The sequence below is a fragment of the Bradyrhizobium sp. CIAT3101 genome (genome assembly GCF_029714945.1).
Classification (GTDB): Bacteria; Pseudomonadota; Alphaproteobacteria; order Rhizobiales; family Xanthobacteraceae; genus Bradyrhizobium.
On sequence record NZ_CP121634.1, the window covers coordinates 3,836,078 to 3,849,288 of the forward strand.

18 protein-coding genes are annotated in these 13,211 nt (G+C 63.9%); all 18 read left to right on the forward strand.

Features of this window, described 5'->3' with window-relative positions:
• Window positions 1-40: 40 nt before the first annotated feature.
• The 18 genes from rpsN to hisC all read left to right on the forward strand — a co-directional run bounded on the left by rpsN (window position 41) and on the right by hisC (window position 13,141).
• Complete coding sequence (gene rpsN, locus QA645_RS17925) at window positions 41-346, forward strand: 30S ribosomal protein S14 (protein WP_057745473.1); 306 nt, start codon at window positions 41-43, stop codon at window positions 344-346.
• Between the two features lie 14 nt (window positions 347-360).
• Window positions 361-759 (forward strand): 30S ribosomal protein S8, encoded by a 399-nt coding sequence (rpsH, locus tag QA645_RS17930; protein ID WP_254132182.1) that lies wholly within the window; start codon window positions 361-363, stop codon window positions 757-759.
• A 16-nt stretch (window positions 760-775) separates the two neighbouring features.
• Window positions 776-1,309 (forward strand): 50S ribosomal protein L6, encoded by a 534-nt coding sequence (gene rplF, locus QA645_RS17935; RefSeq protein WP_254132181.1) that lies wholly within the window; start codon window positions 776-778, stop codon window positions 1,307-1,309.
• A gap of 11 nt (window positions 1,310-1,320) precedes the next feature.
• Complete coding sequence (rplR, locus tag QA645_RS17940; RefSeq protein ID WP_007603036.1) at window positions 1,321-1,683, forward strand: 50S ribosomal protein L18; 363 nt, start codon at window positions 1,321-1,323, stop codon at window positions 1,681-1,683.
• 47 nt (window positions 1,684-1,730) lie between these two features.
• On the forward strand, window positions 1,731-2,324 hold the full coding sequence (gene rpsE / locus QA645_RS17945; RefSeq protein ID WP_194482266.1) for a 30S ribosomal protein S5: 594 nt from the start codon (window positions 1,731-1,733) through the stop codon (window positions 2,322-2,324).
• A 25-nt stretch (window positions 2,325-2,349) separates the two neighbouring features.
• A complete protein-coding gene (gene rpmD, locus QA645_RS17950; RefSeq protein WP_011088137.1) occupies window positions 2,350-2,544 on the forward strand; it encodes a 50S ribosomal protein L30 in 195 nt (64 codons plus the stop codon).
• A gap of 13 nt (window positions 2,545-2,557) precedes the next feature.
• Window positions 2,558-3,043, forward strand: a complete 486-nt coding sequence (rplO, locus tag QA645_RS17955) for a 50S ribosomal protein L15 (protein WP_283051903.1) — start codon at window positions 2,558-2,560, stop codon at window positions 3,041-3,043.
• Between the two features lie 150 nt (window positions 3,044-3,193).
• Complete coding sequence (gene secY, locus QA645_RS17960; protein ID WP_254132179.1) at window positions 3,194-4,525, forward strand: preprotein translocase subunit SecY; 1,332 nt, start codon at window positions 3,194-3,196, stop codon at window positions 4,523-4,525.
• 278 nt (window positions 4,526-4,803) lie between these two features.
• Window positions 4,804-5,682, forward strand: coding sequence for an adenylate kinase (locus QA645_RS17965; RefSeq protein ID WP_283051906.1), 879 nt, complete (start codon window positions 4,804-4,806; stop codon window positions 5,680-5,682).
• 188 nt (window positions 5,683-5,870) lie between these two features.
• Window positions 5,871-6,239, forward strand: a complete 369-nt coding sequence (rpsM, locus tag QA645_RS17970) for a 30S ribosomal protein S13 (RefSeq protein WP_014494511.1) — start codon at window positions 5,871-5,873, stop codon at window positions 6,237-6,239.
• A gap of 122 nt (window positions 6,240-6,361) precedes the next feature.
• Window positions 6,362-6,751: a 30S ribosomal protein S11 gene (gene rpsK, locus QA645_RS17975; protein ID WP_007603045.1), complete on the forward strand. Its 390-nt coding sequence runs from the start codon at window positions 6,362-6,364 to the stop codon at window positions 6,749-6,751.
• A gap of 112 nt (window positions 6,752-6,863) precedes the next feature.
• Window positions 6,864-7,895, forward strand: a complete 1,032-nt coding sequence (locus QA645_RS17980) for a DNA-directed RNA polymerase subunit alpha (RefSeq protein ID WP_254132177.1) — start codon at window positions 6,864-6,866, stop codon at window positions 7,893-7,895.
• A 122-nt stretch (window positions 7,896-8,017) separates the two neighbouring features.
• Complete coding sequence (gene rplQ, locus QA645_RS17985; RefSeq protein WP_212324938.1) at window positions 8,018-8,434, forward strand: 50S ribosomal protein L17; 417 nt, start codon at window positions 8,018-8,020, stop codon at window positions 8,432-8,434.
• A 120-nt stretch (window positions 8,435-8,554) separates the two neighbouring features.
• Window positions 8,555-9,391: a c-type cytochrome gene (locus QA645_RS17990; RefSeq protein ID WP_283051912.1), complete on the forward strand. Its 837-nt coding sequence runs from the start codon at window positions 8,555-8,557 to the stop codon at window positions 9,389-9,391.
• A gap of 139 nt (window positions 9,392-9,530) precedes the next feature.
• Window positions 9,531-10,319 carry an SDR family oxidoreductase gene (locus QA645_RS17995; RefSeq protein WP_283051914.1) on the forward strand — a complete coding sequence of 263 codons (789 nt, stop codon included), beginning with the start codon at window positions 9,531-9,533 and terminating at the stop codon, window positions 10,317-10,319.
• Between the two features lie 90 nt (window positions 10,320-10,409).
• Complete coding sequence (locus tag QA645_RS18000) at window positions 10,410-10,706, forward strand: DUF1330 domain-containing protein (protein ID WP_283051916.1); 297 nt, start codon at window positions 10,410-10,412, stop codon at window positions 10,704-10,706.
• Window positions 10,707-10,763: 57 nt separating this feature from the next.
• Window positions 10,764-12,080, forward strand: a complete 1,317-nt coding sequence (locus tag QA645_RS18005; protein WP_283051919.1) for a chloride channel protein — start codon at window positions 10,764-10,766, stop codon at window positions 12,078-12,080.
• Window positions 12,077-13,141, forward strand: a complete 1,065-nt coding sequence (hisC, locus tag QA645_RS18010; RefSeq protein WP_283051921.1) for a histidinol-phosphate transaminase — start codon at window positions 12,077-12,079, stop codon at window positions 13,139-13,141. Before QA645_RS18005 ends, hisC begins: the two co-directional genes overlap by 4 nt.
• Window positions 13,142-13,211 lie beyond the last annotated feature (70 nt).

Consider the following 13,211-nt stretch of genomic DNA (forward strand, 5'->3'; position numbering starts at 1 on the left):
GACCTAAAGCCTCTCAAACGCGGATACCCAGGAGCCAAGCATGGCAAAGAAGAGTTCAGTCGAGAAGAACAACCGGCGCAAGCGGATGGTGAAGAACGCCGCCCCGAAGCGCGAGCGGTTGAAGGCGATCATCGCCGACAAGACGCTGCCGATGGAAGAGCGGTTCGCCGCGACCCTGAAGCTGGCGGAAATGCCGCGCAATTCGTCGGCCACCCGCATCCGTCTGCGTTGCGAGCTGTCGGGCCGCCCGCGCTCGAACTATCGCAAGAACAAGCTGTCCCGTATCGCGCTCCGCGACCTTGGCTCCAAGGGCATGGTCCCGGGCCTCGTGAAGTCGAGCTGGTAAGGAGGGTCGTTTAGATGTCTACGCACGATCCAATCAGCGATCTGATCACCCGCATCCGCAATGCGCAGCTGCGTTCCAAGAGCAAGGTCTCCACGCCCGGCTCGAAGATGCGCGAGAACGTGCTCGAAGTGCTGAAGAGCGAAGGCTACATCCGCGGCTTCGCCACGGTCGAGCACGCCTCGGGCCGCAGCGAGATCGAGATCGAGCTGAAGTATTTCGACGGCGAGCCCGTCATCCGCGAGATCGAACGAGTCTCCAAGCCCGGGCGTCGTGTCTACGCCTCGGTGAAGGCTCTGCCGCGGGTCAATAACGGACTCGGTATTTCGGTGTTGTCGACGCCGAAGGGGATCATGGCCGACCACAGTGCGCGTGAAGCGAACGTGGGCGGTGAAGTCCTCTTCACGGTGTTCTGAGAAGGATTTTTGATCCATGTCACGTGTTGGCAAAAGGCCGGTTGCGGTGCCGTCGGGTGTGACCGCGACCGTCGACGGGCAGACCGTCAAGATGAAGGGGCCGAAGGGCCAGCTTCAGTTCGTCGTTCATGACGACGTCGAGGTGAAGCTCGAGAACGGCCAGGTCAAGGTCAAGCCGCGGGCTGAGACCAACCGCGCGCGCGCGCTGTACGGTACGGCTCGCGCCCAGGTCGCGAATCTGGTCGAAGGCGTCACCAAGGGCTTCGAGAAGAAGCTCGAAATCACCGGCGTCGGTTACCGCGCCGCGATGCAGGGCAAGAACCTGCAGCTCGCGCTCGGTTACAGCCACGATGTGGTCTATGCGATCCCGGAAGGGATCACGATCACCGTGCCGAAGCCGACCGAGATCACGGTGACGGGCAGCGACATCCAGCGCGTCGGCCAGGTCGCCGCTGAGATCCGCTCTTATCGCCCGCCGGAGCCCTACAAGGGCAAGGGCGTGAAGTATGTTGGCGAATTCATCTTCCGCAAGGAAGGCAAGAAGAAGTAACGGAGCCGGTCATGTCCAAAGCCAAGGTTACCAATGCCCGGCGCAAGCGGAGTGTGCGGCTGAAGCTGCGCCGCTCCGGTGGTGGTCGTCCGCGTCTGTCGGTGTTCCGCTCGTCCAAGCACATCTACGCCCAGGTCATCGACGACCTGAAGGGCGAGACGCTGGCCTCTGCCTCGTCGCTCGAGAAGTCGATGCGCGACGGCGGCAAGACCGGCGCCGACATCGATGCGGCGAAGGCGGTCGGCAAGCTGCTGGCCGAGCGCGCCGCCGAGAAGGGCGTCAAGGAAGTCGTGTTCGATCGCGGCAGCTACCTCTACCACGGGCGCGTCAAGGCTCTTGCCGACGCAGCGCGTGAGAGCGGGCTGAGCTTCTAACAGAATTTGAGGATTGAGGCGTAAGCCTCTGAAGGATTGGAAAAACCATGGCAGAACGCGAACAGCGTGGTGGACGCGATCAGCGCGGCGGCGGACGTGAGCGCAAGGAGCGCGAGGAGCGCGACAGCGAGTTCGTCGACAAGCTCGTCCACATCAATCGCGTGGCGAAGGTCGTCAAGGGCGGTAAGCGCTTCGGTTTCGCAGCGCTGGTCGTGATCGGCGATCAGAAGGGCCGCGCCGGCTTCGGTCACGGCAAGGCGCGCGAAGTACCTGAGGCGATCCGCAAGGCCACCGAGTCCGCCAAGCGCAACCTGACCCGCGTGTCGCTGCGCGAGGGCCGTACGCTGCATCACGACATCGCCGGCCGTCATGGCGCGGGCCGTGTCTACCTGCGTGCCGCCCCGGCCGGTACCGGCATCATCGCCGGCGGTCCGATGCGCGCCGTGTTCGAGACGCTCGGCGTCCAGGACGTGGTGGCGAAGTCGATCGGCTCGTCGAACCCGTACAACATGGTTCGCGCGACCTTCGATGCGCTGAAGCACCAGGACAGCCCGCGTTCGGTCGCGGCGCGCCGCAACATCAAGGTGTCCACCCTTCAGGGTCGTCGCGTCGGCGGCGATGCCGAGGCGGCTGCGGACTAACGAACGCTTTTCGGAGTAGACCACGATGGCCAAGGCCGCAAAGACGATCAAGCTTGAGCAGACCGGCAGCGCGATCCGCCGCCATCACTCGCAGCGTTCGACGCTGATCGGGCTCAAGCTCAACAAGATCGGCCGCACCAGCGAACTGCCGGACACCCCGGCCGTCCGCGGCATGATCGAAAAGGTTCACCATCTCGTTCGCATTGTCGACGAGAAGTAAAAGGAGCAGGGCGATGAAGCTCAGCGATATCGCCGACAACGCCGGCTCGCGCAAGAAGCGCATGCGCGTCGGCCGTGGCATCGGTTCGGGCAAGGGCAAGCAGTCCGGCCGCGGCGGCAAGGGCCAGACCGCGCGTTCGGGCGTGCGCATCAAGGGTTTCGAAGGCGGCCAGATGCCGATGCATCGCCGTCTGCCCAAGCGCGGCTTCAACAACATCTTCCGCGTCGAGTACGCCGAGATCAATCTCGACCGGCTCCAGGACGCGGTCGATGCCAAGAAGCTCGAGACCGGCAGCGTCGTGAACGTCGAGGCTCTGGTGAAGGCCGGCGTGCTGCGCCGCGCCAAGGGCGGCCTGCGGCTACTCGGCCGCGGCGAGCTCAAGGCCAAGCTCAACATCGAAGTGCATGGCGCCACCAAGACCGCGATCGAAGCGGTCGAGAAGGCCGGCGGTTCGGTGAAGATCCTCGCCCCTGCCAAGGAAGAAGGCGAGGCGGCGTAACAACTGCGTCATTGGCCCGCGGCTCGCGGGCCTTTACGCATGCGGGACGATGGACTTATCGAAGCCGAAGCCCCAGATAATGTCCGGCGTCCGCTAATTTAGCCCGGCCGCGGGTATGACGGCGCAAAAGGCGGCGGGAGAAAGTCCAATATGGCCTCAGCAGCGGAACAACTGGCAGCCAACCTCAATTTCGGCGCGTTTGCCAAGGCCGACGAACTGAAGAAGCGCATCTGGTTCACCCTGGGTGCGCTACTCGTTTATCGGCTCGGGACCTACATCCCGCTGCCCGGAATCGATCCCAACATCTGGGAGCAGGTGTTCAAGTCGCAGGCGGGCGGCATCCTCGGCATGTTCAACATGTTCGCCGGCGGTGGTATCCACCGCATGGCGATCTTTGCGCTGAACATCATGCCGTACATCTCGGCCTCGATCATCATCCAGCTTCTGACCACCGTCTCGCCGCAGCTCGAGGCGCTGAAGAAAGAAGGTGAGGCGGGCCGCAAGACGCTGAACCAGTACACCCGTTACCTCACGGTGATTCTGGCCGCGTTCCAGTCCTACGGCATCGCGGTCGGCCTCGAAGGCGCCGGCAATGTCGTCAGCGACCCCGGCATGTTCTTCCGTCTCTCCACCGCGATCACGCTGACCGGCGGCACCATGTTCCTGATGTGGCTGGGCGAGCAGATCACCTCGCGCGGCATCGGCAACGGTATCTCGCTGATCATTCTCTCCGGCATCGTCGCCGAGCTGCCGGCGGCGCTCGCCAACATGCTCGAGCTCGGCCGTCAGGGTGCGATGTCGACCGGCCTGATCCTGGTCGTGATCGTGATGGCGGTCGCCGTGATCGCCTTCATCGTGTTCATGGAGCGCGCCCAGCGCCGGCTGCTGATCCAGTATCCGAAGCGCCAGGTCGGCAACAAGATGTTCGAGGGCCAGTCCTCGCATCTGCCGCTCAAGCTCAACACCTCCGGCGTGATTCCGCCGATCTTCGCGTCCTCGCTGCTGTTGCTGCCGACCACGGTTGCCAACTTCAACGCGGGCAGTGGGCCGGAATGGTTCCAGTGGATCACGACGCAGCTCGGCCACGGCCGTCCGCTGTTCCTGATCCTCTATCTCGCGTTGATCGTGTTCTTCGCGTTCTTCTACACCGCGATCGTGTTCAACCCGACCGAGACCGCGGACAACCTGAAGAAGCATGGCGGCTTCATCCCGGGGATCCGTCCGGGCGAGCGCACGGCGGAATATATCGACTACGTGCTGTCGCGCATCACCGTGCTCGGCGCGATCTATCTGGCGATCGTCTGCTTGATCCCTGAAATCCTGATCTCCTACGCCTCGGTGCCGTTCTATTTCGGCGGCACCTCGCTGCTGATCGTCGTCAGCGTCACGATGGATACGGTTGCGCAGGTGCAGGGCTATCTGCTGGCCCATCAGTATGAAGGCCTGATCCGCAAGTCGAAGCTCCGGGGCCGCCGCCGCTAAGACGCGGCGTCCTCTTCCGGCGGCGCGCCCGTGCCGCCGATTCGCCGCGCGAGTGACGCGCGGCGCGCGCCGAGACGATCAGCTGGTCATTCGGCCGCGGCGGCAGAGCTGCTCTCACTGCAGCGCAATCACTGATTTCAAAGGCCTTCTTGGCGTCCGGGCATTTGCTCCCCTATGATATGGGTAGCGGTGCGGCGCCGATTATGATTTGCACTGTTACTGAACTTTCAAACACAGGTGCGCGACGTATCGCTCACCAATCCGGGGGGCGTACGCCAATGAGAATTATACTTCTGGGACCGCCAGGATCGGGCAAGGGGACCCAGGCGCAGCTGCTGGTGCAGCGCTATGGCATCGTCCAGCTCTCGACCGGTGAGATGTTGCGTGCAGCCGTCGCGGCCGGAACGCCGGTCGGGCTGAAAGCCAAGGAGATCATGGCCGGCGGCGGGCTCGTGCCCGACGAGGTCGTGGTGGGGATCATCTCCGATCGCATCGACCAGCCGGACGCGAAGAACGGTTTCATCCTCGACGGTTTCCCGCGCACCGTGCCGCAGGCCGAAGCGCTGGACGATCTGCTCCGGCACAAGCATCTCAAGCTCGACGCCGTGATCGAGCTCCGCGTCAACGAGAGCGCGCTGCTGAGTCGCGTCGAGACCCGTGTCGCCCAGATGCGGGAGCGCGGGGAGGAGGTCCGGGTCGACGACACGCCCGAGGTCCTGACCAAGCGGCTCGCCAGCTACCGCAGCCAGACGGAACCGCTGATTCACTACTACTCCGAGCGTCGGAAGCTCTCGACCATCGACGGCATGATGGCCATCGACGAGGTCACCCGCGCCATCCACCGCCAGCTCCTGGCGCTCGGCGCGGTCGAGCCGAAGACCCATGCCCGCAGCGCGGCCAAGGCGGCACCGGCCAAGACGGGGGCCAAGAAGGCTAAGGCGAAGGCCAAGGCCGCGAAGAAAACGGCCAAAAAGCCGGCGAAAGCGGCCAAAAAGGCTGCCAAATCGGCCAAATCCGCCAAAAAGGCCGTGAAGGGCGCCAAAAAGGCAGCCAAGAAGACCGTCAAGAAAACGGTCAAAAAGGCCGCCAAAAAGGCCGTCAAAAAAGGTTCGAAGAAGGGTCCAAAAAAGGTCACGAAAAAGCGAGCCAAGCGCTAGCGGCGGTTGACGAAAGCCCCCTGAATCCCTTAATAAGCCCCGCATCCAAGTCGGATAGTTTCAAACGATGCCGGGCCCCAGGAAGACCAGGGGTGGGCGTCGTGTTCGCGTTTGTGAACACCTGCCCGAGAAACATAAGCACTTAAAGCCCGGTTCCTGACGAGGGATCGGCAACAGGAGAGAAGGCCGTGGCCCGTATTGCCGGCGTGAACATTCCGACCAACAAGCGCGTGCTGATCGCGCTCCAGTACATCCATGGCATCGGCCAGAAGATCGCTGGTGAGATCCTCGAAAAGGTGAAGATCCCCGAGGATCGTCGCGTCAATCAGCTCAGCGATGCTGAAGTGCTCCAGATCCGCGAAGTGATCGACCGCGACTATCTCGTCGAGGGCGATCTGCGTCGTGAGGTCGGTATCAACATCAAGCGTCTGATGGACCTCGGCTGCTATCGCGGCCTGCGTCATCGTCGCGGTCTGCCGGTGCGCGGTCAGCGGACCCACACCAATGCGCGTACGCGCAAGGGCCCGGCCAAGGCCATCGCCGGCAAGAAGAAGTAAGTTTTCGAATCCAATCGCGGCGTGTGGCGACAGGGGAAACCCGTTCGCCACGCGCCTTTCGTTCCATCAGGTGTAGCCGCTGGCATTACGGCGGCGTTTGAGATCTCCAGGAAAGGTAGTCTATGGGCAAGGAAGCCACCCGCGTTCGTCGTCGTGAGCGCAAGAACATCGCCTCCGGCGTCGCGCACGTGAACTCGTCGTTCAACAACACGACCATCACCATCACCGACGCGCAGGGCAACACGATTGCCTGGTCCTCCGCCGGCACGATGGGCTTCAAGGGCTCGCGCAAGTCGACCCCGTATGCCGCGCAGGTCGCCGCCGAAGACGTGTCCAAGAAGGCGCAGGAACACGGCATGCGCACGCTCGAAGTCGAAGTCGCCGGTCCCGGTTCGGGCCGTGAGTCGGCGCTCCGCGCGCTGCAGGCCGCGGGCTTCACCGTCACCTCGATCCGCGACGTGACCACGATCCCGCACAACGGCTGCCGTCCGCGCAAGCGTCGGCGCGTCTGACACGAAGTTGCGGGCGCATCGTCGCCCGCGATGCTTTTTTTAAGAAGCCGCGGGTTTGATCTGCGGCCTTTCTCCAACGCCAGTATTTGAATTTTCAAATCGACTGGCCTGTATGGGTGAAACAGTGACGATCCAGAAAAATTGGCAAGAACTGATTCGGCCGAACAAGCTCCAGGTGCAGCCCGGCAGCGACCCCTCGCGTTTCGCGACCATCGTCGCCGAGCCGCTCGAGCGCGGTTTCGGCCAGACGCTCGGCAACGCGCTGCGTCGCATCCTGCTCTCCTCGCTTCAGGGCGCGGCGGTGCAGTCGGTGCACATCGACGGCGTGCTGCACGAGTTCTCCTCGATCGCTGGCGTCCGTGAGGACGTCACCGACATCGTGCTGAACATCAAGGACATCGCGATCAAGATGCAGGGCGAAGGCCCCAAGCGCATGGTCGTGAAGAAGCAGGGCCCGGGCACTGTCACCGCCGGCGACATCCAGACGGTTGGCGACGTCACCGTGCTCAACCCGGACCTCCAGATCTGCACCCTCGACGAGGGCGCCGAGATCCGCATGGAGTTCACGGTCTCCACCGGCAAGGGCTACGTGCCCGCCGAGCGCAACCGTCCCGAGGACGCACCGATCGGCCTGATCCCGGTCGACAGCCTGTACTCGCCGGTCCGCAAGGTCTCCTACAAGGTCGAGAACACCCGCGAGGGCCAGATCCTCGACTACGACAAGCTGACCATGACGATCGAGACCAACGGCGCGATCTCGCCGGATGACTCGGTGGCTTACGCCGCCCGCATCCTGCAGGATCAGCTCAACGTGTTCGTCAACTTCGAAGAGCCGCGCAAGGAAGTCGCCCAGGAGATCATCCCGGACCTCGCCTTCAACCCGGCCTTCCTCAAGAAGGTGGACGAGCTCGAGCTGTCGGTGCGTTCGGCCAACTGCTTGAAGAACGACAACATCGTCTACATCGGCGACCTCGTGCAGAAGTCGGAAGCGGAAATGCTCCGTACCCCGAACTTCGGCCGCAAGTCGCTGAACGAGATCAAGGAAGTGCTGGCCCAGATGGGTCTGCACCTCGGCATGGAAGTGCCGGGCTGGCCGCCGGAGAACATCGACGAGCTCGCCAAGCGCTTCGAGGATCACTACTGATCCGTACTTCACCGTGACGGCCGGAGTTTCCGGCCGTCAATTTTATGGGCGAACGCAGGCAGCCCACCTGAGCAACTGATCCGACGAACCGTCGCGGCAGTTCATACGTAAGGAATAGACATATGCGTCACGGCAAGGTTCATCGGAAGCTCAACCGCACGGCCGAGCATCGCCGCGCGATGTTCGCCAACATGTGCGCCGCGCTGATCAAGCACGAGCAGATCGTCACCACGCTGCCCAAGGCCAAGGAGCTTCGTCCGATCGTCGAGAAGCTCGTGACCCTCGGCAAGAAGGGTGGACTGTCCCTGCGCCGCCAGGCCATCTCCGAGATGCGCGACAAGGACCAGGTCAAGAAGCTGTTTGACGTGCTGGCGCCCCGCTACAAGGATCGCCAGGGCGGCTACACCCGCATCATCAAGGCGGGCTTCCGCTACGGCGACAACGCGGCGATGGCCGTGATCGAGTTCGTCGATCGCGACGTCGATGCCAAGGGCCAGGACTCCGGTCCGGTGCAGGCGAAGGAAGCCGAGGCGGCGTAAGCCGGCCGGTACAGAGATCTTCGAAAGCGGCGCCCCTGGGCGCCGCTTTTTTGTATGCGTCGGCGATATCTCATGCCGCGCATCGTTGTGGTGAAACGCGATTCTGGCCGGGGGGCTCTGATGAGGATTGTGTTTGGGATCGTGCTGGCGCTGCTGTTGTCGCCGGCTGCCGCCGAGACGCTGGTCGAGCGCGGCGCCTATCTCATCAACAGCGTGATGGTCTGCAACAACTGCCATACGCCGCGCGGGCCGCAGGGCCTGGATATGACGCGCATGCTCTCGGGCGGGCAGACCTTTGACGAACCCGCCTTCAAGGTCACCGCCTCCAACATCACGCCCGACAAGGACACCGGCATCGGCAATTGGAGCGATGCCGAGCTGAAGCATTTCCTCGTCAGCGGCATCAGGCCGAACGGATCGGCCGTGGCGCCGATCATGCCGACCGTCTTCTACACGGTGCTCACGGGGCGCGATCTCGATGCGCTCACGGCTTACTTGCGTTCCGTGCCGTCCGTGCGCCACGAGACGCCGGCGCCGGAATACAAGGTCGCGCTGAAGCCGGAGATGCCGACCTATGCCGGCAAGCAGGCAACCGAGGCGGAACTGTCCGACAAGCTCGCTCGTGGCCGCTATCTCCTGACCATCGCCCATTGTCTGGAATGCCATACGCCGGAAGGGCCATCCGCAGTGCACGATTTCGCGGGCGCCAGCGGCAAGGGCGGCCGGACCTTTCGGGGACCGTGGGGCGAGTCCGTCTCGCCCAACATCACCGGGGATCCCGTGGCTGGTCTCGGGCAGTGGAGCGACGACGAAATCAAACGTGCGATTACGCAAGGCATCGCGCGCGACGGCCACAAGCTGAAGCCGCCGATGGCTTATGCTGGGTACGCCACCATGTCGCCGCAGGATCTCGATGCCATCGTCGCGTTCGTCCGGACGTTGCCGCCGAAATCGTAGGGTAGGCCAAGGCGCGTTGTTCGCGCGCCGTGCCCACCATCCCCAAACTCACGCGGTTGATCCTCACGCATCGGTGAGCGGCGATTGCACGTGCCTGTACAGCGCACGATATCCGCTCTGACATCAATGGAGACGACTCATGAAGATCGACCTTTCCGGAAAGACCGCCCTCGTGACCGGCTCGACCGCCGGCATCGGCCACGCCATCGCCAGGGGCCTCGCCGGCTCGGGCGCGAGCGTGGTGATCAACGGGCGCGGCCAGGACAAGGTCGATGCGGCCGTGCGCAAGCTGGAAGGAACGGGGGCCAAAGTGCGCGGCATCGCCGCAGACGTCTCGACCGCTGCCGGCTGCAAGGCCCTCGTTGCGGCGCTGCCCGAGGTCGACATCCTTATCAACAATGCCGGCATCTTCGAGCCGAAGGACTTTTTCGAGATTCCGGACGAGGACTGGAGCCGCTTCTTCGAGGTCAACGTCATGAGCGGCGTGCGGCTGTCGCGCGTGTACATGAAGGGCATGCTCAAGCGCAACTGGGGCCGCATCGTCTTCATCTCGTCGGAGTCCGGGCTCAACATTCCCGTCGAGATGATCCACTACGGTATGAGCAAGACGGCCCAGCTCTCGGTCGCGCGCGGGCTGGCGCAGCTGACCCGGGGGAGCGGCGTGACCGTGAACTCGGTGCTTCCGGGTCCGACCATGTCCGAGGGCGTCGAGACTTTTGTGAAGGATCTCGCCAAGCAGAACGGTCAATCGGTCGACGAGGCGGCCGCCAATTTCGTCAAGCAGCATCGTCCGAGCTCGCTGATCCAGCGCTTTGCCAGCGTCGACGAGATCGCCAACATGGTGGTCTACGTCGCCTCGAAGGAGGCGTCCGCAACCAATGGCGCGGCATTGCGGGCCGAGGGCGGCATCGTCAATACGATTGCGTAAGAGCATGATCCGGACCCGAAGGGCCGCGTTAGCGCAAAGTGTGAAGCGGTTGTCCGACAGGATCATGCTCAAAAAGAAGAGCCTGCGCGCATGACGGCTTATGTGATCTCCGAGGTCGAGATGCGCGATCCCGATGGCTTCGAAGCCTATCGCGCGCTCGCTGCAAAGACGATTGCGCAGTATGGCGGGCATTACCTCGTCCGCGGCGGCAAGGCGGAGCTGGCGGAGGGCAACCTTCCGCCGAAGGCCATCGTCATCGTCGAATTTCCGTCGATGGCGCGGCTGAAGGAATGGTACACTTCGCCGGAATATGCCGAGGCGTTGAAGATCCGCGCCGGTGCGCTGGAGCGCCGGCTGCTGTTTGTTGAGGGCGTGGTTCCGACCTAGCTGGTCTGCCCACTTGCCGCTTCAATTCGGGTCCGGACAGGCTAAAACGGGGGCTCCATGCTCTGGCCCCTCTCGACCCGCCACAAACGCCTGTTCCGACTGACATCCGCGCGATGGCAGCGGCGGGCGATCTTTCTGCTTGGCGGGATCGGGATCGGCGCCGCGGCGGTCGCGCTGGCGCAGCTTGCCGATCTCGCTCAACACGCCTTTACGCTACTCCTGGCCAAATCGCGTTATGCCGTGCTGGCGGTGACGCCGCTCGGCTTTATGCTCTCGGCCTACCTGACCATCCGCCTGTTTCCGAATGCCCAGGGCAGTGGCATCCCGCAGGCCATTGCCGCGCGGCACCTGACCGATCAGGCGGCGCGCGAAAGCCTGGTCTCGATCCGGATCGCGATCGGCAAGATGATCCTCACTCTGTTCGGGCTCCTCTGCGGCGCCTCGGTCGGGCGGGAAGGGCCGACCGTTCAGGTCGGCGCCTCCATCATGTTCGCGCTTGGCCGCGTCTCGCCACGCCGTCAGCCCGGCTTGATCCTGGCCGGCGCCGCCGCAGGCGTGGCCGCGGCCTTCAACACACCGCTCGCCGGCATCGTCTTCGGCATCGAGGAGATGAGCCGCGCCTTCGAGACCCGCACGTCCAGCCTCATCATTGCGGCCGTCATCGCGGCCGGCCTGACCTCGCTCGCGCTGGCCGGCAATTACGCCTATTTCGGCAGCAGCGCGATGTCGCTGGCGCGCGGCGCCGACTGGCTGGCCGTTCCGCTCTGTGGCGTGGCCGGTGGCCTCGCGGGCGGCCTGTTCAGCCGCGTCGTTATCGCCATGGCGCGCGGCTTCAAGAACCCGCTCGGCCGCGCGATCAAGGGCCACCCGCTGTGGTTTGCATTCGCCTGCGGCCTTGCTGTTGCGATCTGCGGCCTGGTGTCCGGCGATACGATCTACGGCACCGGCTATGAACAGGTGAAGATGGCGTTGGAGCACGGCTCGCCACTGCCGGGAGATTTTGGCGTGCTCAAGCTTCTGGCCACCACCTTTGCTGCGATCAGCGGCATACCGGGCGGCATCTTCGCGCCGTCGCTGGCCATCGGGGCCGGCATCGGCTGCAACATCGCGGCGTTGTTCCACGACGCGCCGCTCGGTGCGATCATGCTGCTCGGCATGGTCTCGTATTTTGCCGGCGTGGTGCAGGCGCCGATCACCGCCTTCGTGATCGTGACCGAGATGACCGACAATCACGGCATGGTCGTGCCGTTGATGGCGGCCGCGCTGATCGCGCATTTCGTCTCGCGAATGATCTGCGAGGAAGGTATCTATCACGCGCTCGCAAAAGGCTTCGTCGAGCGGGCGACGCGTCCGCGTGAGGGGGAAGAAAAATGAGCCGTTTCTGGAGCAGCTTGACGCACGATTTGAAGCCCTACGTGCCGGGCGAACAGCCGCGCATGGCGGATCTGGTCAAGCTGAACACCAATGAGAACCCGCTCGGTCCGTCTCCGCGTGCGCTGGAGGCGATCCGCGACGCGGCAGCCGACACACTGCGTCTTTATCCGGACCCGCAGGCGACCGCGCTGCGGGCCGCCCTGGCCGGGTATCATGGCGTGAGACCCGAGCAGGTGTTCGTCGGCAATGGCTCAGACGAGGTGCTGGCGCATGCCTTCGTCGCGCTGCTGAAGCATGATGCGCCGCTGCTGTTTCCCGATATCACCTACAGTTTCTATCCCGTCTATTGCGGCCTGTTCGGCATCGCCTACGAGGCCGTGCCGCTCGACCAGGCCATGCAGATCCGCATCGCCGATTATCGCAGGCCGGCCGGCGCGATCATCGTCCCCAATCCGAACGCGCCGACGGGAATCGCGCTGTCTCGCGCCGAGATCACGACACTGCTGGAGCAGCATCCGGATGTGCCTGTGGTCATCGACGAGGCCTATGTCGATTTCGGCGCCGAGACCGCAATTCCGTTGGTGGCGTCGCATCGGAATCTCCTGGTCGTGCAAACCATGTCCAAATCGCGCGCGCTGGCCGGGCTTCGGGTCGGATATGCGATCGGCGACCCCGATCTGATCGATGGGCTGACCCGTGTGAAGGACAGCTTCAATTCCTATCCGCTCGGCCGGCCTGCCCAGGCGGGCGCGATCGCCTCCCTGGAAGACGACGCCTATTTCCAGCAGAGCCGCGGCCGCGTGATCGAGGGCAGAGAGCGGCTGACCCGCGGACTGAAGGCTGCCGGCTTCGAGGTGCTACCGTCGCTGGCCAATTTCGTCTTTGCGCGCCATCCCGCGCATCAGGGTGCCGCGCTTGCGGCGGCGCTGCGGGAGCGGGCGGTGATCGTCCGCCATTTTTCCGCAGCGCGCATCTCGGATTATCTGCGGATCACCGTGGGTACGGATGAGCAGATCGACCGGCTGTTGTCGGCGTTGCCCGCGATATTGAGACAACAATAGAAATCGTAGGGTGGGCAAAGGCGCGCTTGCGCCGTGCCCACCATCTCTGACCGAATGTTGCAGTGGGTGG